Source organism: Cellulomonas sp. NS3 (assembly GCF_024757985.1).
In the GTDB taxonomy this organism is placed as follows: domain Bacteria; phylum Actinomycetota; class Actinomycetes; order Actinomycetales; family Cellulomonadaceae; genus Cellulomonas_A.
In genome coordinates this window covers 4,332,371-4,355,086 of the sequence record NZ_CP103289.1, presented here as the reverse complement: position 1 = coordinate 4,355,086, position 22,716 = coordinate 4,332,371, and the positions used below count along the sequence as shown (strand labels likewise).

20 protein-coding genes and 1 pseudogene are annotated in these 22,716 nt (G+C 75.1%); 10 read left to right on the top strand and 11 right to left on the bottom strand.

Annotation, left to right across the window (positions count from 1 at the left end; genetic code table 11):
- Positions 1 to 22 precede the first annotated feature (22 nt).
- Complete coding sequence (locus tag NXY84_RS19730; RefSeq protein WP_258724727.1) at positions 23 to 2,140, bottom strand: SpoIIE family protein phosphatase; 2,118 nt, start codon at positions 2,138 to 2,140, stop codon at positions 23 to 25.
- Between the two features lie 153 nt (positions 2,141 to 2,293).
- On the opposite strand from NXY84_RS19730, the gene NXY84_RS19725 reads away from it, so the two are divergent.
- Entirely contained in the window at positions 2,294 to 2,797 is a 504-nt protein-coding gene (locus tag NXY84_RS19725) for a heme-degrading domain-containing protein (RefSeq protein WP_258724726.1), read from the top strand.
- A gap of 10 nt (positions 2,798 to 2,807) precedes the next feature.
- On the top strand, positions 2,808 to 3,890 hold the full coding sequence (locus NXY84_RS19720) for a Gfo/Idh/MocA family protein (protein WP_258724725.1): 1,083 nt from the start codon (positions 2,808 to 2,810) through the stop codon (positions 3,888 to 3,890).
- A 65-nt stretch (positions 3,891 to 3,955) separates the two neighbouring features.
- On the opposite strand, the gene NXY84_RS19715 is transcribed toward NXY84_RS19720, so the two are convergent.
- Together NXY84_RS19715 and NXY84_RS21900 are read right to left on the bottom strand one after the other, a co-directional pair.
- Positions 3,956 to 4,210 (bottom strand): methyl-accepting chemotaxis protein, encoded by a 255-nt coding sequence (locus NXY84_RS19715; RefSeq protein WP_258724724.1) that lies wholly within the window; start codon positions 4,208 to 4,210, stop codon positions 3,956 to 3,958.
- Positions 4,211 to 4,790: 580 nt separating this feature from the next.
- Positions 4,791 to 5,444 (bottom strand): annotated as a pseudogene (locus tag NXY84_RS21900) (MCP four helix bundle domain-containing protein); the annotation flags it as partial.
- Between the two features lie 351 nt (positions 5,445 to 5,795).
- On the opposite strand from NXY84_RS21900, the gene NXY84_RS19705 reads away from it, so the two are divergent.
- The 3 genes from NXY84_RS19705 (at position 5,796) to NXY84_RS19695 (ending at position 10,591) form a co-directional block, all read left to right on the top strand.
- The gene (locus NXY84_RS19705) at positions 5,796 to 6,395 is read left to right on the top strand and encodes a TetR/AcrR family transcriptional regulator (RefSeq protein ID WP_258724722.1); all 600 of its coding nucleotides are present in this window, start codon (positions 5,796 to 5,798) and stop codon (positions 6,393 to 6,395) included.
- A 143-nt stretch (positions 6,396 to 6,538) separates the two neighbouring features.
- Positions 6,539 to 9,055, top strand: coding sequence for a beta-glucosidase family protein (locus tag NXY84_RS19700; protein ID WP_258724721.1), 2,517 nt, complete (start codon positions 6,539 to 6,541; stop codon positions 9,053 to 9,055).
- A 156-nt stretch (positions 9,056 to 9,211) separates the two neighbouring features.
- Positions 9,212 to 10,591: a GntP family permease gene (locus NXY84_RS19695; RefSeq protein ID WP_258724720.1), complete on the top strand. Its 1,380-nt coding sequence runs from the start codon at positions 9,212 to 9,214 to the stop codon at positions 10,589 to 10,591.
- A gap of 126 nt (positions 10,592 to 10,717) precedes the next feature.
- Here the strand turns inward: NXY84_RS19695 and NXY84_RS19690 are convergent, their stop codons facing one another.
- The 4 genes from NXY84_RS19690 to NXY84_RS19675 form a co-directional block, all read right to left on the bottom strand.
- Complete coding sequence (locus NXY84_RS19690; RefSeq protein WP_258724719.1) at positions 10,718 to 11,431, bottom strand: septum formation family protein; 714 nt, start codon at positions 11,429 to 11,431, stop codon at positions 10,718 to 10,720.
- 168 nt (positions 11,432 to 11,599) lie between these two features.
- Complete coding sequence (locus NXY84_RS19685; RefSeq protein WP_258727283.1) at positions 11,600 to 12,337, bottom strand: DUF4190 domain-containing protein; 738 nt, start codon at positions 12,335 to 12,337, stop codon at positions 11,600 to 11,602.
- A 410-nt stretch (positions 12,338 to 12,747) separates the two neighbouring features.
- Complete coding sequence (locus NXY84_RS19680; protein ID WP_258724718.1) at positions 12,748 to 14,001, bottom strand: DUF4190 domain-containing protein; 1,254 nt, start codon at positions 13,999 to 14,001, stop codon at positions 12,748 to 12,750.
- A 118-nt stretch (positions 14,002 to 14,119) separates the two neighbouring features.
- A complete protein-coding gene (locus NXY84_RS19675; protein WP_258724717.1) occupies positions 14,120 to 14,920 on the bottom strand; it encodes an exodeoxyribonuclease III in 801 nt (266 codons plus the stop codon).
- Positions 14,921 to 15,043: 123 nt separating this feature from the next.
- Here NXY84_RS19675 and NXY84_RS19670 point away from each other — a divergent pair, with 123 nt between their 5' ends.
- From NXY84_RS19670 to pyrE, 4 genes are all read left to right on the top strand, one after another.
- Positions 15,044 to 15,853: an SDR family NAD(P)-dependent oxidoreductase gene (locus NXY84_RS19670; RefSeq protein ID WP_258724716.1), complete on the top strand. Its 810-nt coding sequence runs from the start codon at positions 15,044 to 15,046 to the stop codon at positions 15,851 to 15,853.
- Positions 15,854 to 15,896: 43 nt separating this feature from the next.
- Positions 15,897 to 16,559 (top strand): SRPBCC family protein, encoded by a 663-nt coding sequence (locus NXY84_RS19665; RefSeq protein WP_258724715.1) that lies wholly within the window; start codon positions 15,897 to 15,899, stop codon positions 16,557 to 16,559.
- Positions 16,556 to 17,224 (top strand): DUF4166 domain-containing protein, encoded by a 669-nt coding sequence (locus NXY84_RS19660; RefSeq protein WP_258724714.1) that lies wholly within the window; start codon positions 16,556 to 16,558, stop codon positions 17,222 to 17,224. The genes NXY84_RS19665 and NXY84_RS19660 overlap by 4 nt, the downstream gene beginning before the upstream one ends.
- 91 nt (positions 17,225 to 17,315) lie before the next feature.
- Positions 17,316 to 17,912, top strand: a complete 597-nt coding sequence (gene pyrE / locus NXY84_RS19655) for an orotate phosphoribosyltransferase (protein ID WP_258724713.1) — start codon at positions 17,316 to 17,318, stop codon at positions 17,910 to 17,912.
- Between the two features lie 111 nt (positions 17,913 to 18,023).
- On the opposite strand, the gene NXY84_RS19650 is transcribed toward pyrE, so the two are convergent.
- The 4 genes from NXY84_RS19650 to NXY84_RS19635 form a co-directional block, all read right to left on the bottom strand.
- Positions 18,024 to 18,506, bottom strand: coding sequence for an ATP-binding protein (locus tag NXY84_RS19650; RefSeq protein WP_258724712.1), 483 nt, complete (start codon positions 18,504 to 18,506; stop codon positions 18,024 to 18,026).
- 129 nt (positions 18,507 to 18,635) lie between these two features.
- Positions 18,636 to 19,229: an HdeD family acid-resistance protein gene (locus NXY84_RS19645; protein ID WP_258724710.1), complete on the bottom strand. Its 594-nt coding sequence runs from the start codon at positions 19,227 to 19,229 to the stop codon at positions 18,636 to 18,638.
- A gap of 132 nt (positions 19,230 to 19,361) precedes the next feature.
- Positions 19,362 to 20,135, bottom strand: coding sequence for an HAD-IIA family hydrolase (locus tag NXY84_RS19640; protein ID WP_258724709.1), 774 nt, complete (start codon positions 20,133 to 20,135; stop codon positions 19,362 to 19,364).
- Between the two features lie 61 nt (positions 20,136 to 20,196).
- Positions 20,197 to 20,940, bottom strand: coding sequence for a VTT domain-containing protein (locus tag NXY84_RS19635; protein ID WP_258724708.1), 744 nt, complete (start codon positions 20,938 to 20,940; stop codon positions 20,197 to 20,199).
- Positions 20,941 to 21,136: 196 nt separating this feature from the next.
- On the opposite strand from NXY84_RS19635, the gene NXY84_RS19630 reads away from it, so the two are divergent.
- Complete coding sequence (locus tag NXY84_RS19630; RefSeq protein WP_258724707.1) at positions 21,137 to 22,552, top strand: pectate lyase family protein; 1,416 nt, start codon at positions 21,137 to 21,139, stop codon at positions 22,550 to 22,552.
- Positions 22,553 to 22,716 lie beyond the last annotated feature (164 nt).

Genomic DNA, 22,716 nt, shown 5'->3' with positions numbered 1-22,716 from the left:
CTTCGGCGTCCGCCCGGGCGGCTCAGCGCAGCAGGTCGCGGACGTCGTCGCGCCGGACCGCCACGACCGTGAGGTCGTCGAGCTGCTCGCCGGCGTCCGCGACGAGCGTCAGCACGGCCTGGGCCGCGGCGTCGGCGGACGTGGCTCCCCGCACCGCGTCCTCGACGCGCCCGAGGTCGGCGACGGTCCCGCCGATCGCGTCGAGCACCGCGTCGCTGAACATGAGCAGCAGGTCGCCCGAGTCGAGGTGCGCCGTCCCGCTGCGGCGCGGCGCGCCCGGGTCGACGCCCAGCGGCAGGCCCAGCGCCGGCAGCCGCTCGCTGCCGCCGTCGGCGCGCACGACGAGCGAGAGCCCGTGCCCGGCGTCGGCGTACGTGACCGTGCCCGTGACGATGTCGACGCGCGCGTGGAAGACCGTGACGAAGGCCCCGGCCCCGGCGAGGTCGGCCTCCATCGCCTCCTCGGTGGCGACGAGGGCGGCGGCGACGTCCCGCTCCGGGCCGAACGAGCGCAGCACCGAGCGGGACGTCGCCGCGAGGATCGCCGCCCCGGTGCCCTTGCCCATGACGTCCGCGAGCGTCACGACGAGCCCGCCGAACACGGGCTGCCAGTCGTAGAAGTCCCCGCCGACCGAGCCCGCCGGCGAGAACCGGGCGGCGACCGCGTACCCGGGGACGTCGGGCAGGCTCGCGGGCAGCAGGCTCGCCTGCACCTGGGCGGCCCGGGTCAGCTCCTCGCGCTGCGTGGTGACGTCGCGCATCACCGTGACCACGCCCCCGCCGGCCTCGTCGGGCAGGGGTGCGGAGCTGAAGCTGACGACACGGCCCCGCGGGACGCCGACGTTGCGCACGAGCAGGTCGACGTCGCGCACGCTCGCCCCGGTCGCCAGGGCGCGGTGGTGCGGGAGCTCCGCGTCGGTGACCGGCGAGCCGTCCGGGCGGTACAGGCCGTAGAACGAGCTCGTCGCGATCACGCCCGTCGGGCTCGTGACGCCGCCCATGAGCTCGGACGCGCGCCGGTTCCGCAGCACGATCCGCCCGTCCCGGTCGGTCACCGTGACGCCCTCGTCCATCGTGTCGACGATCGTCGCGAGCAGCCCGGCCTGGGTGCGCGCCTCGTCGCCGGCCGCCCGGACGTCCCGCACGAGGCGGTCCCGCTCGTCGCGCGCGAGGGCGAGCGCGAGGCCGATGACGGACACGAGCCCCACGTAGAGCTGCGCCACGACGACCTGCGTGACCTGGTCGCCGACGGCGGCGAACGGCCCGATGCCGGCGAGCGTGAAGAGGATCGCGGTCACGCCCATCGCGGAGTCGTGCGCGACGACGAACCGCGTCCGCAGGCGCGTCCCGGTCCAGACGGTCAGCGCGATGAGCGGGAACGCGAGCGGCAGGCTCTCGAGCGCGACGAACCAGATCCCGTACATCGCGGGCGGCACGATCACCGCGGCCACGTGCTCCCCGAGGCGCGTCGGGACCCACCGTGCGCCGCCGTCGGGCCGGCCGCGGACGGAGCGCCGCTCGTGCAGCCACGACCCGATGCTGAAGCCGAGCGTCCCGACGACGAGGATGCTCACGGTGTTGCGCACGACCCAGACCAGCACGAGCGGCCAGGACCAGCCGTCGCCCGACATCCACGTCACCGCGGGGACGAGCAGCCCGGAGACGAACGAGCTCACGACGGCGGCGAGCACGAGCCACCACAGCTCCTCGACGCGCACGAACGGCGTGCGCCCCGCGCCGAGCCAGATCCGTGGGCACCAGCGGCTGAACAGCACGCAGAACGTCGCGGCCTGCGCGACGGACGCGGCGCTCAGCACGAGCGCCTCGGGCGGCGGGGTGCCGGTCAGCACGTTCACCACCCAGGTGACGGTCGCGAGCACCGTGAGGTCGAGGCGCGGCAGGGAGCCGTTCGCGCGGACCGCGAGCCACAGCACGGCGACGCCCGCCGCGGGCCACACGAGGCTGACCTCGCCGCCCTCCAGGACCGTGAGCCGGCCGACGAGCGCGGCGCCCGCGTAGATCGCGGCGAACCCGACGAGGGTCCGCCACGACGTGTGCGCCGGGCGTGCCTGCGACGGTGCCGGCGGGGACGGTGCCGAGGCCGGCGTCCGCGGGACGGCAGCCGTCAGCGCACTGGCCACAACGGAACCCCCCGATTCGCGTGAGATCTTTGCCATTCGGAGGTTACGCGGGCGCCGCCGGACGAATCGGGCAGGAGCACGACGAAGCGTCCCGGCAGCGGGTGATTCCTGACCGGACGGTAGCGTCCAGCGCCGTCCGGTAGCGTCCGGCGGATGACCGACGCGACCCCGACCGTCCCGTTCAGCGACGCCGCCCTGCTCGCGGAGCTGCTCGCTCAGGAGGAGCAGCTGGTTCTCCCGCGCCTCGACCACGACGACGCCTGGCGCCTCGGGCTCCTCGTCGCGGGGCTCGCCGAGGAGCGCGGCCTGAGCATCGTCGTCCGCGTCGAGCTCGACGGCGAGGACGGACCGCACACGGTGTTCCAGCGCGCGTTCGCGGGCTCGACGCCGTCGAACGACTGGTGGCTCGGGCGCAAGGCCGCCGTCGTCCGGCACTTCGGGCACTCGTCGTTCGCCGTCGGCACCCGGTTCCGCGTCGAGGGCACGACGTTCGAGGAGTCCGCGGGCCTGGACCCCGAGCGGTACGCCGCGCACGGCGGCTGCGTGCCGCTGCGGGTCGACGGCGCGCTCGTGGGCGTGCTCGGCGTCTCGGGCCTGCCGCAGGCCGAGGACCACGCGCTCGCGGTCGAGGGGCTCACGGCGTTCCTGCGCCGGTAGCGTGCGCCCCATGACCGCCGCACGCGTCCTGCCGTCCGCCCTGCCCGCCCCCCGATTCCCCGACCCGGCCGACGCGCCGCCGCTGCGCTGGGGGATCCTCGCGCCGGGCTGGATCGCCGGCATGTGGGCCGAGACCGTCCTCGCCAACACGAACCAGCGGATCGTCGCGGCCGGCTCGCGGTCCGCCGAGCGTGCGGCCCGGTTCGCGGCGCAGCACGGGATCGAGCGCTCCTACGGCTCGTACGCGCAGCTCGTCGAGGACCCCGAGGTCGACGTCGTGTACGTCGCGAGCCCGCACAGCGAGCACCGGGAGCAGGCGCTGCTCGCGATCGCGGCCGGCAAGCACGTGCTCGTCGAGAAGGCGTTCACGCGCAACGCCGCCGAGGCCGCCGAGGTCGTGGCCGCGGCCCGGGCGGCCGGGGTCCTCGTCATGGAGGCCATGTGGACGCGCTACCTGCCGCACACCGACGTGGTGCGCCAGCTGCTCGACGACCGCGCGCTCGGCGACGTGCACCTCGTGACCGGCGACTTCGGCGTGCTCGCCGACCCCGACCCGACGCACCGGCTGCTCAACCCGGAGCTCGCGGGCGGCGTGCTGCTCGACCTCGGCATCTACCCGCTCGCGTGGGCGCAGCTCGTCGCGGGTCACGCCGGGGGAGCGGGCGCCACGGCCCTCGCCGTCGAGCCGGTCAGCGTCCAGGCGACCGGCGTGCTGGCGCCGACGGGGGTCGACGCGCAGGCGCTCGTGCAGCTCGGCTGGGCGAGCGGCGTGCAGGCGCAGCTCTTCACGACGATGCTCGGCGCGACCGCGCAGACCGGGACGGTCACGGGCTCGCGCGCGCGCCTCGAGCTGGGCGGGGAGTTCTTCACGCCCACGAGCGTCACGATGATCGCGGGCGACGAGCGGGTCACCTGGGACGACAACCGCATCACCGGGCACGCCGGGCTGTGCTTCCAGGCGGCGGCGCTCGCGCGCTACGTCGCCGAGGGGCGCACCGAGTCCCCGCTCCAGCCGCTCGACGAGACCGTCGCGGTGCTCCGCACGGCCGACGAGGTCCGCCGCCAGCTGGGCGTGGTGTTCCCCGGGGAGTGACGCCGCGCCCCCGCGCGCCCGGCCGGCGTGCGGGGGCGTCCGGGGCGGCGCGGAGCCCGGGTGGCTCAGACGGTGAAGCGCGTCATCGCCTCGGTGAGCTGGTTCGACAGGCGCGCGAGGTCCTGCGAGGCGCTGCGGGTCTGGGCGACCCTCTCGGCGGCGACCGACGCGGCCGACGCCACCCCGGCGACGTTCCGCGCGATCTCGTCCGTCCCGGCGCCGGCGTCCGCCACGTTGCGGCCCATCTCGGTCGTCGTGGCCGTCTGCTCCTCGACCGCCGAGGCGATCGTCGTCTGGACGTCGCTGATCTCGGCGATCACGTCCGCGATCCGCCCGATGGCCTCCGCGGCGCCCGCGGCGTCGGCCTGGATCGCCGAGACGCGAGCCGCGATGTCCTCGGTCGCCTTCGCCGTCTCGCGCGCGAGCTCCTTGACCTCGCCGGCGACGACCGCGAAGCCCTTGCCGGCCTCCCCGGCGCGCGAGGAGGTTCGTCTGCTCCGCGATGCTCGTGATGACCTTGACGACGTTGCCGATCTGGGCGCTCGAGTTGCCGAGCGACGCGACCGTCTGGGTCGTGGACCCGGCGAGCTCGACGGCGTCCCCGGCGACCCGGGCCGCGGTGCTCGCGTTGCGGGAGATCTCGCCGATCGACGCCTCCATCTCGCGTGCGCCCGCGGTGACGGTGCGGACGTTCCCGCTCACCTGGTCCGCGGCGGCGACGGCCCCTGCCTGGGCCGACGTCTCCTCGGTCGCGACGGCGAGCTGCTCGGACGTCAGCGACAGCTCCTCGGACGAGGCGGCGACCTCGAGCGCGGAGTCGCGCGCCTGGCCGATCACCGCCCGCATGCTCTGCTGCGCGCTCGTGAGCGCCCGCGCCATGGCCCCGACCTCGTCGCGCGAGCGCGGGCCCGCGTCGACCGTCAGGTCGCCGGCCGCCATGGCCTCGAGCGAGCGCCCGACCGCGTGCAGCGGCCGCGTCACCGTGCGCGCGGCGACGAGCGACAGGCCGACCGCGGCGGCGATGCCGAGCCCCGCGACGAGCAGGATGAGCCGCAGCCCGTTCGCGGTCGACCGCGTCGACACCGCGTTCCGCTCCTGCGCGCTGCTCGCCTGGGCCTCGCGCTCGAGCTCGAGCGTGTCGCCCGCGTCGGACAGCGCCGGGCGCATCGCCTCGGTGAAGTAGGCCTGGAACTCGGTGAGGTCCCCGCCGTCGGCGATCGCGTACAGGCGCGGGACGACCGCCTGGTACTCCGCGATCGCGACCGCGAACCCGTCGACGGCCGCGTCGTCGATCGCGTGCGGCCGGTAGGCGGTGATCGCCTCGTCGAGCGACGCGTGGAGCTCCTCGACCTCGCCCGCGATCTCGGCGCGGCGGTCGGCGTCGGCGAGCAAGTACTCCTGGACGCGGGCGCGGCTCGACGCGAGCGAGCGCTGCATCGCGGCGAGCGAGTTGAGCTCGGTGAGGTTCTCCGCGTACAGGTCGTGCGCGTTGCGCTCGAGCCCGCGGATCTGGTGCGTGGCCACGGCGCCGACGACGACCACGACGACCGCCATGACGAGGACGCCGGCGAGGATCCGAACGCGGAGGGGCAGGTCGGCGACGCCCCTCGTGGCGGACGCGGCGGGGCCGGGCGGGCCGGCGGCTGCGGGCGTCCGGGTGGGGGTCGTGGTCACGGGGTCCTCCGCGGGCGTGTCGAGACGGTCGTCCCATGTATCGGTCAGCGGCGGCCCGGCGCGAGGGTCGCGCCCCCACGCTGTCCACGCGGCCCGTCCGACCTGCACACGCGCTCCCCGGGACGTCCACAAACCGCTCGCCGTGCGGGGGTGTGGGAGCGCTACCCTCGTCCCTGTCGGACGCCTGACCAGGTGCTCCGTCTGCGGGGGCGAGACGACCGAGGGGGCGACGTGACTGACGAGTCGCTGCGCGGGTACGCGAAGGGCCGGGCCAAGCGGGAGGGCATCCTCGACGCGGCCACGGTGCTGTTCGGCGAGGTCGGGTACCGGGCGGCGTCCTTGCGCGAGATCGCCGCGCGCGCGGGCCTGTCCCACCCCGGGCTGCTGCACCACTTCCCGACCAAGGAGTCGCTGCTCGCCGCGGTGCTCGACCGGCGCGACCGGCTCGACCGCGCGCAGTTCGAGCTCGACACGAGCCAGGGCGTCGACGCCCTGCGGCACCTCGTCGACGTCGTCGCCCACAACGCGCAGTCGCCCGGGCTCGTCGAGCTGTACTGCGTGCTCTCGGCCGAGGCGACGGCCCCCGACCACCCGGCCCACGGGTTCTTCGTCGAGCGGTACGCGCGCGTCGTCGCGCTGTGCGTCGAGGCGTTCCGGGTCGCCGAGGCCGAGGGTGCGCTGCGCCCGGGCACCGACCCCGTCACGGCCGGACGCTCGCTCGTCGCGCTCATGGACGGTCTGCAGCTCCAGTGGCTGCTCGACCGGGACGCGGTCGACATGGCGGCGGCCGTGCGCGAGCACCTGGACGACCGGCTCGCGGTCCGCGTCTGAGGCGGTCGCGCGGGCGCGCAGGGGCGCGGGCGCGGGAGCACGACCCGGGCGCCGGGGTCCGAGCCGCACGCCCCGGGCGCGTCGTCGGACCGGCTGGTAAGCAGGGACCTCGACACCCGCCGCACGGAAGAACGAGGTCGACGATGAATGTGCCCGCCGAGACCCGCGTCGAGGAGCTCCTCGCGCGCCTGACCCTCCCGCAGAAGGTCCGCCTGCTCACCGGCGCGGACTTCTGGTCGCTGCACGCCGAGCCGGCGGTCGGCCTGCGGACGGTGGTCGTCTCGGACGGGCCCTCGGGCGTGCGCGGCGCGGAGTGGGACGAGCGGGACCCGTCGCTCAACCTGCCGAGCGCGACGGCGCTCGCGGCGACGTGGGACACCGACCTCGCCTACCGCTACGGCGTCGCGGCCGCGCACGAGGCCCGCCGCAAGGGCGTCGACGTCGTGCTCGGCCCCACGATCAACCTGCACCGCAGCCCGCTCGGCGGCCGGCACTTCGAGGCGTACTCCGAGGACCCGCTGCTGACCGGCGAGCTCGCCGAGGCGTTCGTGCACGGCTGCCAGGACAACGGCGTCGGCGCGTGCCCCAAGCACTACGTGGCGAACGACTTCGAGACCGAGCGGTTCTCCGCGTCCGTCGAGGTCGGTGAGCAGGCGCTGCACGAGGTGTACCTCGCGCCGTTCGAGCGGACCGTCACCGGTGGGCGCACGTGGTCCGTGATGAGCGCGTACAACGCCGTCGGCGGGACGACGATGACCGAGCACCCGCTGCTGAGCGAGCCGCTCAAGGGCTCGTGGGGCTTCGACGGGGTCGTGATCTCCGACTGGACGGCCGTGCGCTCGCTCGCGTCGGCCGCCGCCGCGCAGGACCTCGTGATGCCCGGGCCCGTGGGGCCGTGGGGCGACGCGCTCGTCGACGCGGTCGAGTCCGGGGACGTCCCGCTCGACGCGGTCGACGACAAGGTCCGGCGGATCCTGCTGCTCGCCGCGCGGGTGGGCGCGCTCGAGGGGGTCGAGGCGGGCGACCTCGTGCACGAGGCACCCGGGGACGACACCCCCGTCACCACCGCGGCCGACGGTTCTCGCCGTCCGACCGACGACGCCGACATCGCCCTCGCCCGCGAGGTCGAGACGCGCGGCATCGTGCTGGTCCGCAACGACGGGATCCTCCCGCTCGCCGGTCGGTCCTCCCCGGCGCCGACGCGCGTCGGGGTCCTCGGCCAGAGCGCGCTGCGCCCGCGCACGCAGGGCGGCGGCTCCGCGACGGTCGTCCCGGTCGAGACGGTCTCGCCGCTCGACGGCCTGCGCGCGGCGTTCCCGGACGCGACCGTGACGCACGCGACCGGCGCGCTCGTGCACGACGGCGTCCTGCCGTTCCCCCTCGGCGAGATCCGCGACCCGCAGACCGGCGAGCCGGGTGTCCGCGTGCGCTTCCTCGACGCCGAGGGCGGCGTGCTGCTCGAGGAGGTCCGGCGCGCGACCGACCTCATGTGGCTCGGCAACGCGCCCGTCGGGCACGACTTCGACGCCGAGACCGACTGGACGCCCACCGAGAGCGGCCCGGTCGAGCTGGGCTGGGCGGTGCTCGGCCGCACGGCGCTCGCGATCGACGGCGAGACGGTGCTCGACGAGGAGCTCGTCGTGGCCCCCGAGGACTTCGGCGCCGCGCTCATGGCCCCGCCGAGCACCACCGCGCGCGTCGAGGTCGAGGCCGGGCGCACCTACCGGCTGCGCTGGACGCACCCGATGACCGGCATCCCGTCGATGCCCGACGGCTCCGACCTGCCCGGGGTGCTCGGCTTCACCGCGGGCTGGCGTCCCGTCGTCGACCGGCCCGACGACCTGATCGCCGAGGCCGTCGAGGCCGCGCGGGCGGCCGACGTCGCGGTCGTCGTGGTGGGTACCAACGAGAAGGTCGAGTCCGAGGGCTTCGACCGCACGCACCTGCGCCTGCCCGGGCGCCAGGACGACCTCGTCGCCGCGGTCGCCGCCGCGAACCCCCGCACGGTCGTCGTCGTGAACTCGGGGTCGCCCGTCGTGATGCCGTGGCGCGACGACGTCGCCGCGGTGCTGCTCACGTGGTTCGGCGGGCAGGAGTACGGGCACGCGCTCGCGGACGTGCTCACGGGCGCCGTCGAGCCCGGCGGGCGGCTGCCCACCACGTGGCCGGCGACGCAGGAGGACGTCCCGGTGCTCGACGTGACGCCCCGCGACGGGGTCGTCCGCTACGACGAGGGCGTGCACCTCGGCTACCGGGCGTGGCTGCGTGCGGGTGCGGCGCCGGCGTACCCGTTCGGCTTCGGGCTCGGGTACACGACGTGGTCGTACGACGACGTGTCGGTCGGTGCGGACCCGGCCGGGGACCGGTGGGTCACGGTCACCGTCACGAACACGGGCGACCGGCGCGGGCGGGAGGTCGTCCAGGTGTACCTGAGCCGGCCCGGCAGCGCCGTCGAGCGTCCCGTGCGCTGGCTCGCCGGGTGGACGGTCGTGTCCGCCGACGCCGGCGCGCAGGCGACCGCCGACGTGCGCGTGCGGCCGCGCGCGTTCGAGCACTGGGACACGGACGTGCACGGCTGGGCGACCGAGCCCGGCGAGTTCACCGTCGAGGTCGCCCGCCACGCGGGCACGACGGACCTCACGACGACCGTCGAGATCTGACTCGGCACGGCCGGGCCGGCGGCTGCCCCCGTCGGCCCGACCGCCCTGGTCAGGAGCCCGTCCCCGTGCCGTCCGGCCGCCTCTGTGCCAGGCTCGGAGCGCCGGCGTCGGGCGCCCGACCGGACGCGCCGAGAGCCTCGATGACGAGGAGATCCGATGGAGGACTTCACCCAGACGCTCGGAGCCGGGCCGCTGCTGGGCATCGCCGCCGCAGCGATCGCCCTGATCCTGCTGCTCGTCATCAAGTTCAAGCTCCACGCGTTCCTGACGCTGATCGTCGTCTCCCTCCTCACGGCCCTCGCGACGCGCATCCCGCTCGACCAGATCGCCCCGACGCTCATCACGAGCTTCGGGAACACGCTGGGACCGGTCGCGCTGCTCATCGGGCTCGGCGCGATGCTCGGCAAGCTCATCGAGCACAGCGGCGGCGCCCGGGTGCTCGCCGAGAAGCTCGTCTCCGTGTTCGGCGAGGATCGCGCCGCGTTCGCGCTCGGGGTCGCGTCGCTCATGCTCGGGTTCCCGATCTTCTTCGACGCGGGTCTCGTCGTGATGCTGCCGATCATCTTCGCGGTGGCCCGGCGCCTCGGCGGCACCAACGTCCTGCTGTACGGCATCCCGGCGGCGGCCGCGTTCTCCGTCATGCACGTGTTCCTGCCGCCCCACCCGGGGCCCGTCGCCGCGACCGAGCTGTACGACGCGAACCTCGGCCTCGTGCTGCTGATCGGCCTCGTGATCGCGCTGCCCGTCTGGTACCTGTCCGGGTACCTCTGGGGGAAGCGCGTCGGCCTGAAGTACCCGCTCCCGGTGCCGGGGCTGTTCGGGGAGCTCGACGACGACCAGCCGGTGAACCCGCCCTCGGTCCGCACCGTCGTCCTCGTGCTGCTGCTCCCGCTCGTCCTCATCTTCATGAACACCGGCCTCGACTCGGCCGAGGCGGCCGGGGCCGTCGACGGCGACGCGCTGTGGGTCCAGGCGCTGACCCTGGTCGGCACGTCGAGCGTCGCGCTGCTGATCTCGGTGCTCGTCGCCGCCATCGCGCTCGGCACCCGCCGCGGAGAGTCGGGCACGGCGCTCGAGAAGGTCCTCGACTCGTCGCTCGGCCCGGTGTGCTCGGTCATCCTCATCACCGGTGCGGGCGGCATGTTCGGCGGCGTGCTGCGGGCGTCGGGCATCGGCGACGCGCTGTCGACGTCCCTGGAGAACATCGGCCTGCCCGTGATCGTCGCGGCGTACGTCATCGCGGTCGTGCTGCGGCTCGCGCAGGGCTCGGCGACGGTCGCGCTCGTCACGGCGGCCGGGCTCATGGCGCCGGCCGTCGGCGCGGGCGACTACAGCGCGCTGCAGGTCGCCTGCATCGTGCTCGCCACCGCGGCCGGCTCCGTCTTCGCGAGCCACGTCAACGACTCGGGCTTCTGGCTCGTGGGTCGGCTCATGGGCATGGACGTCAAGACGACCCTGCGCACGTGGACGGTCCAGCAGACCCTCGAGTCGGTGCTCGCGTTCGCGCTCATCTCGGTGATCTTCGTGGTCGCGTAGCGGCCCGACGGCCCGACGTGGCGGGCGCGCGACAGCGCCGAGGACGGTGCCCGCCGGGCCGCGGAGGGCTTCGCGTCAGGCGGGGGTGCGACGGCGGCGCCGTGGGCGCGAGCCTGCCCGGGCCCGCTACGGCAGCGCGACGGACCCGTCGAGGAACGAGCCGGTGATCCCGCCGCCCTCGACGGTCGCGAGGCACAGTCCCGTGCGGTCCCCGCGGCCCCACGACTCCTCGGTCGGCGCCCACGTGACCGGGCGCACGCCCTGCTCGACCTCCACGGGGCTCAGCGCGCACGCCGACGCGACGCGCGCGTCGGCCGGCTCCTGCCCCGGCCAGATCGCGTCGCGCGAGAACGCGTACTGCGTGACGACCTCGGCGGCGTGCGGGTCGGCGCACGGCACGGCCGTGACGGTGTCGACGGCGCCGTCGGGCGGCAGCTCGGCGAGGCACACGCCGGTCACCAGCTGGCGCGCGTGCACCTCGCGCCGGGAGTCCACGTCGCCCGCGAGCGGGCGCTCGGCCCGCGACGTCAGGACCGAGCCCAGGACGACCCCGGTCCACGCGAGCGTGCCGAGCACCCCGAGCGCGATCCCGGCGAGCGCCAGCCGGCGACCGCGCCGGCGGCGGGAGCGCACGCGTGCACGGGCGACGAGCCCCAGCACGACCGCGACGGGCCCGCCGCCCAGGGCGCCGACCACGACCGACGCCCAGGCGGTCGGCTCGGTCGGCACCACGGGGTCCTCCCAGCCGGGCGCGTAGTACGGCTCCGCGGACGACGCGAACGGGTCGCCGGGCCGGTCGGGGCCGGGTCCGGACGGCTGCGGGCCGGGCGCTGCGCTCATGGGCACGAACCTAACCGAGCGGCGCGGGCCCGCGGACGGGACGCGTCCGTGGCGCCGGGTCGCGGCGGGACCGGTGGCTCGCCCGCGGGGGCCGGGCCTGTCGGGACGGGCTCGGCGGACCGTCCGTCACGCACCGCCCCTCGCGCACCGTTCCTCACGGGCGGTGCGTCACGGACCTCCCTCACGACGCTTCGTCACGGACGGTCCGCGATCGCGACCCCGTCGATCGCGAGCCCCGCCCCGGACGAGCGAGCCCGTGAGCTCGCCGCCGGACGTGCTGAGCACGCAGTAGCCCGACGTCCGGCCGCGCGCCCACTCGTCGGGGTGCGGGTGGTGCAGGTCGACCGCGACGGCGTAGGCGTGCACGTCGGGCGCGAGGCCCGTCGCGACGGTCTGGCACCGGGCGTAGGCGTCGTTCCACACCGGGTCCTCGGTCTCCGAGCCGACCCGCACCGGTCCGGTGAGCTGGACCTGCGCGAGCACCTCGGCCTCGTGAACCGTCGCGCAGTCGACCACGACCGCGTCCTGGAGGTCGTAGCTCCCCGAGGACGACGCGAGGCAGTCGCCCGGGAACAGGCTCTCGGTGAGCCGGTAGCCCTCCGACGAGCGCGGGTCCGCGGAGCCGTCGCCGGGCCAGGCGTCGGTCACGGCGCCGTCCTCCGTGCAGCTGCTCCACGCGCTCGACCCGGTCGACGAGTCCGCGACGCTCACCACGACGACCACGACGAGGACCAGCAGGTACAGCGTCGTCGCGACACCGACCCAGAGCCCCGCGAGGGCGAGCCCGCGGCCCTGGCGACCGGTCCGGCGGATCCGGCGCAGCGAGGCGAGGGCGAGCCCGAGGGCGACCGGTCCCGTCACCCCGGCGAGCACGACGCCCGAGACACCGGTCGCGAACGACGCGATCGCGAGCCCGTCGGTCTGCTGCTGCGGTGGCCCCCACGTGCCGGGCGGCGGGTAGCCGTACCCGGGCGGGGGACCGTAGCCCGGCGGTGGGCCGTACGCGGGCGCCGGGCCCTGCCCCGACGGCGGGCCGCCGTACGCAGGCGCCGGGCCGTGCGCCGGCGGGTGGCCGTACCCCGGCGCCGCGCCGTACCCGGGCGCCGAGCCGTACCCCGTCGGCGCGTCGTGCCCGGGCGCTGCGGCGTTCCCGTACCCGGCAACGTCGGCGGGTCACGGGGCTCCCGGTGCGGCGAACGGATCGTGCGGTGCGGCGTCGGGCGCGGGCCACCCAGGAGTCGTGCTCATGGCGACGAACCTCGTGCGGGCGCGTCCGCCACCGGGGCCGTTCGCCGCCCCCGTCGCGGGTGCGTGGCTCAGGGGGAGACGGGCTCGCCGTCGACCATGAGCCCGCCCGCGACGAGCGAGCCCGTGAGCTCGCTGTCCCAGCCGTCGAGGACGCAGTAGCCGGACGTCCGGCCGGCCGCGTACTGGTCGGGGTGCGGGTAGAACACGTCGACGCCCACGTCGTAGCCCACGATCCGCGCCGCGAGCTCCGACGCCGCGACCTGGCAGTCCGTCCAGGCCTCGTCGTACGCCGGGTCCTCGGTCTCGAAGTCGAAGGTGACCGGGCCGGTCATCTCGACGACGGCGACGATCTCACCGCCGTGCGGCTGCGCGCAGTCCACCGTCCGGGCGTCGACGAGGTCGTAGTCGTACGGGACCCGCACGAGGCAGTCGCCCGGCACGAGGGCGTCCGTGAGCTCGTAGGGGGGCAGCGCGTCGTCGTACATGCCCTCCTCGAAGCCCTGCTCGAAGCTCTCCGCGAGGCTGCCGGTGCCGTCGGGGTCGGTCGTGAAGCCGTAGACCATGAGCGCGATCAGCGCGGCGAGCCACAGCGTCATGACGCCGCCGACCCAGATCCCCGCGATCGCCATCCCGCGCCCCCGGTGACCCGTGCGCCGGATGCGGCGCAGGGACGCGATGCCGAGCCCGATGCCGACCGGTCCGGTGACGCCGCCGAGAAAGACCCCGGCGCCGCTGGTGGAGATGGCGGCGATCGCGAGCCCGTCCAGCGGCGGCTCGGGCGGTCCCCACGTGCCGGGCGGCGGGTAGCCGTACCCGGGCTGGCCGTAGCCGGGCTGCGGGTACCCGGTCTGGGCGTGGCCCGGCTGCGCGTAGCCGTAGGGGGCCGGCTGGTCGTAGCCCTGCTGCGGCTGCCCGTACGCGGGAGCCGCACCGTACGCGGCCGCCGTGGGCTGGTCGTAGGGGTTCGACGACGCGGCGCCGTACGCGGGTGCCGGGGTCGCGCCGTACGCACCGGACGGCGCCTGGTCGTAGGGGTTCGACGGCGTCGCGCCGTACGTGGGCGCCGGGGTCGCACCGTAGGGCGTGGCGGGCGCCGCCGGGGTCGCGCCGTACGGGGGCGTCGGGCCGGCGGGCGGGACGCCACCCGCGGACGTCCCGGGCTTGCTCAGCGAGACCGCCTCGTAGCCGCTGGGCGGGGGAGCGACGGGGTAGCCCGAGCCGGCGGCCGGGCCGGTGACGGGCGTGCTCCGGTCCGGGCCCGGGGCGGCGAACGGGTTGTGCGGTTCGGGGTCCGACGGAGGCCACCCGGGCGTCGTGCTCATGGCGTCGAACCTAGTGCGTGTGGGGGCGCTGCCGAGCCCGTCGGCCGGGTGATGCTCGCCCCGGCGAGGGTGGATCGGCGGGGCCGCCGGCGGTCGGCGGGCACCCGCCCCACGCCGCTCAGTCCGCCAGGTCGACGATCACGGGCACGTGGTCCGACGCGCCCTTGCCCTTGCGCTCCTCGCGGTCGATTGTCACCCCGGTCACGCGCGCCGCGAGGGCGGGGGAGGCGTACGTCAGGTCGATGCGCATGCCCTCGTTGCGCGGGAACCGGAGCTGCTTGTAGTCCCAGTACGTGTAGGCGCGCTCCGGGGTGTGCGGGCGGGAGACCTCGGTGTACCCGGCGGCCGCGATCGCCGCGAACGCCTCGCGCTCGGCGGGGGTCACGTGCGTCGCCCCGGCGAACGCCGCGACGTCCCAGACGTCGGTGTCGAGCGGCGCGATGTTCCAGTCCCCGACGAGCGCGACCTGCGCCGCGGGGTCGCCGCCGGCCGCCGGGTCGAGCCACGCACCCGCGGCCAGGCGCAGGCGCTCGAGCCACTCGAGCTTGTAGGCGTAGTGCGGGTCGCCGACGGCCCGGCCGTTCGGGACGTACAGGCTCCACACGCGCACGCCGCCGCAGGTGGCGCCGAGCGCACGGGCCTCCGTGACCGGCTCCGCGCCGAACCCGGGCTGCCCCGTGAACGCGCGCTCGACGTCCTGCGTGCCCACGCGGGAGAGGATCGCGACCCCGTTCCACTGGCTGTACCCGCTCGTGGTCACCTCGTAGCCGGACGCCTCGAACATCGCGTACGGGAACTGCTCGTCCTTGCACTTGGTCTCCTGGAGCGCGAGGACGTCCGTGCCGCTCCGCTCCAGGAACGCGAGCACGCGCTCGGCGCGGGCCCTGATCGAGTTGACGTTCCACGTGGCGAGGCGCATGCGGGCCAGGCTAACGACCGGCGAGCGACCCGCCCGCGACCGGCAGGCGACCGGCCCGGACACCCCCCGACGGGTCCGCACAACGTCTGACAAGCGCGTCCGCCGGTCCGTAAGGTGTCGGCCATGGGTACCGCGATGATCACGGGCGCGAGCGCCGGCCTCGGGCTGGAGTTCGCCTGGCAGCTGGCGACCGCGAAGCACGACGTCGTCCTGGTGGCGCGCGGGACCGAGCGCCTCGAGCGGCTCGCGGCGCAGCTGCACGCCGCGGCGGGGGTGCACGCCGAGGTGCTCACGGCCGACCTCGCGGACCGCGCCGACGTCGAGCGGGTCGCCGAGCGGCTGCGCTCCGACGAGCGTCCCGTGGGTCTCCTCGTGAACAACGCCGGCCTCGGGCTGCGCAAGCGGTTCCTCGAGGGCGAGCTCGAGGACGAGGAGCGCTCGCTCGAGCTCATGGTCCGGACCGTCATGGTCCTCTCGCACGCGGCCGCCGAGTCGATGACCCGGCGCGGGCGCGGCGCGATCCTCAACGTGTCGTCGGTCGCGGCGCTGCTCGCCTCGGGCACCTACTCCGCGCACAAGGCGTGGGTCCGCACGTTCACCGAGAGCCTCGCGGTCGAGCTGCGCGAGACGAGCGTCACGGCCACGGTGCTGCAGCCGGGGTTCGTGCACACCGAGTTCCACGAGCGCGCGGGCATCGACATGACGGCGCTCCCCGAGATCGCGTGGCTCAACGCCGACTCGGTCGTCGCGGCCGCGCTCGCGGACGTGCGCCGCGGGGTCGTCATCTCGACCCCGAGCCTGCGCTACCAGGCCGCCGCGGGCGTCGCCCGCCTCCTGCCGCGCTCCGCGGTGCGCGCGCTCGGCAGCTACCGGGCCCGGCTCGCGGCGGCGTCGACCGACGCCTCCGAGTCGGACCACGGGTTCACCGACTGAGCACCCCCTCCCGCGGGAGGCGCCGCACCGCCATGCTCGGGGCGTGACCGTACCCGTCTACGTCGAGACGCTCGTCCGCGCGCCGCTCGACCGGGTCTGGGAGCTCACGCAGGACACCGACCTGCACCCCCGCTGGGACGCCCGGTTCAGCCGCATCACGCCGGTCGAGGAGCTCGTGGGCGGCGGCTACCGGTTCCGCTACGAGCTGCGGCTGCCCCTGCGCACCCTCGCCGGGACGGGCACGAGCCTCGGCGAGCGGCACCGGCCCGACGGCACGCGCACGTCGGCCCTGCGCTTTACGACGCCCGACCGGCTCTCCCCGCTGGGTCCGGGCCGCGGGTACTGGCGCTACGTGCCGACCGCGGAGGGCGTCACGTTCGTGACCGGCTACGACTACGCGCCGGGCTGGGGACGGCTGCTCGACCGGCTCGTGCTGCGCCGCGTCGTCGGCTGGCTCACCGCGTGGAGCTTCGACCGGCTGCGCATCTGGGCCGAGACGGGCACCGAGCCGGAGCGCTGGCCGCTCGTCTCGGTGCTCGCGGTGTGGCGCCCCGACCGCCCGCGCGCGAGCCGCTGCCTGCGCGCACCGCGCCGGCCCGCCGCCGACCCGCGCGGCCGGGCGACCGGGCGACGCACCACCACCGACCCCGCGCCGTCCGTCATGGACGACGCCCCCGCCACGCTCGACCAGCTGGAGGCGCCGTGACGTCCGTGTTCGCCCAGGCCCTCGGTGCGGACTTCGCGCGCCTGCACCCCATGCTCCAGCGGCGCTTCGGCGTGGGGCTCGAGGCCGGCTACGCGTGCGTCGGGACGGGCGTCATGCACGAGATCCGGCGCGGGCCGTGGTGGACGCTGCCGTTCCTCTACCTCGGCGCGGTCCGCAACATCCTGCTGCCGGACGTCGGTCGCGACGTGCCGTTCACCATCTCGAACTTCCCGTACCGGGACCCGCACGGGCGCGAGACGGTGACGTTCGTGCGCGAGTACCGCCTGCGGGGCCGCACCCGGCGGTTCGACGCGACGATGGTGCTGCACGAGGGCCGCGTCATCGACTACCTCGGCACGCACCAGCACCTCGCGGTCGACCTCGACCTCCAGGTGCAGGACGACGGCTCGCTGCGCCTGACGACGCACGGCCAGCGGTTCTACGAGGGGCCGGTCGGCTTCCGCTTCCCGCTCCTGCTCAGCGGCGAGGCGCGCCTGCACGAGTGGTTCGACGACGCCGCGCAGGAGTTCCACGTCGACCTCGAGGTCCGCAACCGGCTGCTCGGGTTCCTGTTCGGCTACCGGGGGACGTTCACGTGCGAGTTCCCCGACGCCGAGGACGCACCCGAGCGCCTGCGCCCCGCCCGGCACGAGCTGCGCACCTGAGCCGGTGCGTCGGCGGCGGCTCGGCGGCGACGGCGCCGCCGGGCGCGGGCACCCCGGCGCCGGTGCGGCCCCGCTCGGTAGCCTGGCGGCTGTGACCTCCCCGACCGGCCCCGACGGCCTCACCCTGTCCCCGACGCCGCGCGAGCAGCTGCGCGACCTCATCTCCGAGATCGCGGTCGTGCGCGGCCGCGTGACGCTCTCGTCGGGCCGCGAGGCCGACTACTACGTGGACCTGCGCCGGATCACGCTGCACCACCGCGCGTCCCCGCTCGTCGGGCACCTGCTGCTCGACCGCCTCGAGGAGGTCGGCCTCGGGACCGCCGAGGTCGACGCCGTCGGCGGGCTCACGCTCGGCGCCGACCCCGTGGCGACCGCCCTGCTGCACGCGGCGGCGTCGCGCGGGCTCGACCTCGACGCGTTCGTCGTCCGCAAGGAGGGCAAGGCGCACGGCCTGCAGCGGCGCATCGAGGGCCCGGACGTCGCGGGCCGCCGCGTCGTCGTCGTCGAGGACACCTCGACCACCGGGGGCTCGGCGATCACGGCCGTCGAGGCCGCGCGCGAGGCCGGCGCCGAGGTCCTCGGCGTCGCCGTCATCGTCGACCGCGGCACGGGCGCGCAGCAGGCGATCGAGGCGCTCGGCGTCCCGTACCACTACCTCTTCGACCTGACGGACCTCGGCCTGGCCTGAGCCCGCCGGCGCACGCCGACCGCCTGCGCCGACGGCCCGCGCCGCCCGGGCACGCCACCGGCGCCGCACCCCCGAGGTCCGCGGGGGTCCGGCGCCGGTGTGCGTGCGGGCTCAGCCCTGGCCGGGGAAGACCGCCCAGACGTGCTTGGTCGCCTCGGCGGTGTACCACCCGACGTCGACGGACAGCCGCCGGGCGATCTGGAGCCCGAAGCCCCCGTTCCCGGGGACGCGCGCGCCCGCGACGTACGGCGTCGTGTTGAGGTCGTGGTCCGCGACGTCGAGCAGGTAGCGCGTGCCGTCGCGCATGAGCCGGACGATCGTCGGCGGCTTGCCGTGCTCGAGCGCGTTGGTCGCGAGCTCGGACGCGACGAGGACCATGTGGTGCGCGACCGGGCCGAGCTCGTCCTGCGGCACGGCGCCGTCGACGGTGACCTCACGCAGGATCTCGGCACGCAGCCCCGTGAGCTGGCGTGCCGAGTCGAGGGTCCACGTCCGGACGAGCGAGAAGCTCGCGGGTGGGTCGGAGCTCTGCAGCCCGTCGTCGGACTCGGCGTCCTGCTCCGGTCCTGGGGCGGTCGTCCTGGGGTCGGCCACGGTGCTCCTCGAGTCGGTGCGCGCAGCTTGCCCTACGCACCCCGCGACCGTAGGCCCCCCGCGCGGTCGTGGCGAGCGGACACCCCCGGACGCCTGCCGAGAGCGTCGGTGCCGTCGCCCGGCGTCAGGTCACGCCTCCGGCCCCGCGGTGGCGTGCCGCCGCCTCCCGTCGGCGACCGGCGCGGCGGTGACGTCGGCGAGGGCGCGGCGGAGCACGAGCCCGATCACCACGAACACGATCCCCCAGGCGAGAGCGGTGACGCCGAGCCAGACGGCGAGCGTCACGGCGGCGGTCCCGGGGTTCGCCACGAACAGCACCCCGAGCACGACCGACAGGACGGCGCTCACGACGAGCAGCCACCGCGGCAGGACGTGCCCGCTGCTGAAGGCGCCCACGAGCTCGAACACCCCGCGCACGAGGAGCCAGATCCCGAGGACCCAGGTCAGCGTGACCGCCGCGACGCCGGGGACCACCACGGCCCAGAGGCCTGCGGCGATCGACACGAGTCCCATGAGCACCAGCCAGCCCCGGCCCTGCGTCCCGGGCACGGTGGCCTGCGCGATCTCGGAGACGCCGTCGACGAGCGCCCACACGCCCCACAGGAGGGCGAGCGCGACGACCGTCGCCACGGGCCACACCATCGCGACGACCCCGAACACGATCGCGAGCAGCCCACGCAGGACCGTCGCCTTCCAGCTCAGACCCAGCCAGTCGCTGCGCATGCGCGCCCCCGTCCGTCCGTGGCCGGCGCCGGGTGGTGCCGACACGTCGACCGTAGGCACGTGCGCCGACCGGGGCCAGCGCTTCTACCTGCGCGAAGGGGTCGGTTCCCCCTCGGGGAGCCCGTCCTCGGGTCAGACGCGCGCGACGAGGTCCGCGATCGAGTCGAGCACGTGGCTGGGCCGGAACGGGAACTTCGCGATGTCCTCGCGGCGCGTCGAGCCGGTCAGGACGAGGAACGTCTGGAGGCCCGCCTCGATGCCCGCGACGACGTCGGTGTCCATCCGGTCGCCGATCATCGCGGTGGTCTCCGAGTGCGCGTCGATACGGTTGAGCGCCGAGCGGAACATCATCGGGTTGGGCTTGCCGACGAAGTAGGGCTTGCGCCCGGTCGCGGCGGTGATCATCGCGGCGACGGCGCCCGTCGCGGGGAGGTCGCCCTCGGCGCTCGGCCCGGTCACGTCCGGGTTCGTCGCGATGAAGCGCGCACCGCCCTTGATGAGCCGGATCGCGCGCGTGATGGCGTCGAACGAGTACGTGCGGGTCTCGCCGAGCACGACGTAGTCCGGGTCGGTGTCCGTGAGCGTGTAGCCGACGTCGCGCAGCGCGCCCGTCATGCCGTCCTCGCCGATCACGTAGGCGCTGCCGTCGGGCAGCTGGTCGAGCAGGAACTGCGCGGTCGCGAGCGCCGACGTCCAGATGGCCTCCGTGGGCACGTCGATGCCCGCGGCCGCGAGCCGGGCCTGGAGGTCGCCGGGCGTGAACATCGAGTTGTTGGTGAGGATCAGGAAGGGCCGGCCGGCGTCGCGCAGGGCGCGCACGAAGTCGGCCGCGCCGGGCAGCGCGTCGCCCTCGTGGACCAGGACGCCGTCCATGTCGGTGAGCCAGCTGTGGATCGTGCGGGTCATCGCGGTCCCCCTCGGGTCGTGCTGGTCGGCGCGCGGGCCGGTGCGGGGCCCGCGCCGCGGGTCACTCCCCGGCGATGTCCTCGCGGGCCACGCGGGCGCGCTCCTCCGGCTCGTCGTACCGCTCGTCGCGCTTCCTGCTGCGGGCGCGCAGGAGCTCGACGACGATCGGGACCACGGAGATGCCGACGATCGCGATGAGGATCAGCTCGATGTTGTCCTTGACGAACGTGACGTTGCCCAGGAAGTAGCCGAGCACCGTGACGCCGACGCCCCACAGCAGCGCGCCGACGACGTTGTACGAGACGAAGGTGCGGTACCGCATGTTGCCGACGCCGGCGGCGACGGGCGCGTAGGTCCGCACGAACGGCACGAAGCGCGCGACGATGATCGTGCGGCCGCCGTACTTGTCGAAGTAGGCGTACGTCTGGTCGATGTAGGACTGCTTGAAGAACCGCGAGTCCGGCTTGCTGAAGATCTTGGGGCCGGCCTTCCGGCCGATGAAGAACGCGACCTGGTCGCCGACGAAGGCCGCCGCGAACAGTGCGAGGCACAGCGCCCACAGCGGCACGGAGATCTCGTCCTGCGCCACGAGCATGCCCGCGGTGAACAGCAGCGAGTCGCCGGGCAGGAACGGGAACAGCAGCCCTGTCTCGATGAACACCACCACGACGACGCCGATGAGCGCGTAGGCGCCGAAGGACCGGATCAGGTGGTCGGCGTCGAGGAAGTCCGGGCCGATGGCCGGCACGGCACCGCCGGCGGACACAGCGGCGGACACGGTCGCGTCGAGGGCAGCGAGGAGCACGTGCCCCAGGGTACGGGCCCGACGTGGAGCCGGGCGGCGGGTCCGGTGACGAGGACGTGCGCGCTCGGGTCGCGGCGAGGGGATTGCGCTTTCCCACAGCGCGTGGAACGGTGAGCGACAGCGCCGACACCGACGTGCGGACCCCCGCCGCACGCGTCGTCGCGCGTGCTCCGGACCGAGACAAGGGAGTCTCCGCATGCACCTCGACGCACCGTCCCGACCCCGACGCGGCGCCCGCCTCGCGGCCGTCGTCGCCGCAGGGACCGTCGCCCTGACCACGCTCGCCGTCGCCCCCGCGCACGCGGGCGGCCGCGGCGACGAGCACCGCCCCTCGCACCGGGACGGCCGCGACCTCGGCCGCGAGGTGCTCGGCCCCCGCGACGGCTGGGCTGCGGCGAACGGTGGCACCACGGGCGGCTCGACCGCCGACGCGGCGCACGTGTTCACCGTCGAGACGTGGGCCGAGCTGCGCGCCGCTCTCGGCGGCACGGGCGCGCGCACCGACACGACGCCGCGCATCGTGTACGTCAAGGGAGAGATCGACGCGTTCGACGCGGGCGAGGGCCGGCGCCTCACGTGCGAGGACTTCGCGAGCCAGGTCCCCGTCGGCGGCGACCCGTCGGTCACCTTCTCGATGGACGACTACATCGCGGCCTACGACCCCGCCGTCTGGGGCACCGCCGACCCGGCCGGCCCGCTCGAGGACGCCCGCGTCGCCGCCGCCGCGCTGCAGGCGAAGCAGACGCAGCAGCACGTCGGCTCGAACGTCACGATCGTCGGCCTCGGCGACGACGCGCGGATCGTCGGTGCGAACATCCGCGTCCGCGACGCCCGCAACGTCATCCTGCGCAACCTCACGTTCTCGGACGCGTACGACTGCTTCCCCCAGTGGGACCCGACCGACGGCGAGACCGGGAACTGGAACTCGGCCTACGACAACGTCTCGGTCTGGACGTCGACGAACGTGTGGGTCGCGAACAGCACCTTCGACGACGGCGACCACCCGCACGAGTCGCTCCCCGAGGTGTTCGGCCGGCCGTTCGAGGTCCACGACGGCCTGCTCGACATCACGCACTCGTCGAACTACGTCACCGTCTCCTACAACCGGTTCCTCAACCACGACAAGACGATGCTCATCGGCTCGTCGAACAACCGGCCCGCGGACGTCGGCACGCTCAAGGTCACGATCCACCACAACCTGTGGGAGGGCGTCGGCCAGCGTGCCCCGCGCGTGCGCTACGGCCAGGTGCACGTCTACAACAACCTGTACGTGCAGGCGGAGGACGACGACGACCTGTTCCAGTACTACTGGGGCCCCGGCACCGAGTCCTCGCTCTACGTCGAGAACAACGCGTTCACGCTCCAGAAGGGCACCCCGGCCTCGGCGATCCTCACGAACTGGGGCGCGACGCGGTTCACCGAGAAGGGCACCTGGGTCAACGGCCGGCCGGTCAGCGTGCTGGACGCGTTCCTCGCCGCGGGCGGCGCGCCGTTCGGCTCCGACGCCGGGTGGACGCCCACGTACGTCGAGCGCGTCGACCCGACGAACCGGGTCGCGAGCATCGTCCGCAAGGAGGCCGGCGCGGGCCGGTACGTCGAGCGACGGTCCTGATCCCGGACCGTCGGCCGAACGGCTGATCCGGGCCCCTGGTGCGCTGTAGCGTGCTGCGGACGTCACGGCGCTGGAGGCAGCGCACGTCGCAGCGCACCAGGGGGCTCCACATGTGTCGACCGACCCGTCCTGTCCTGGTCGCGGTCGCGTGCCTGGCGCTGGGC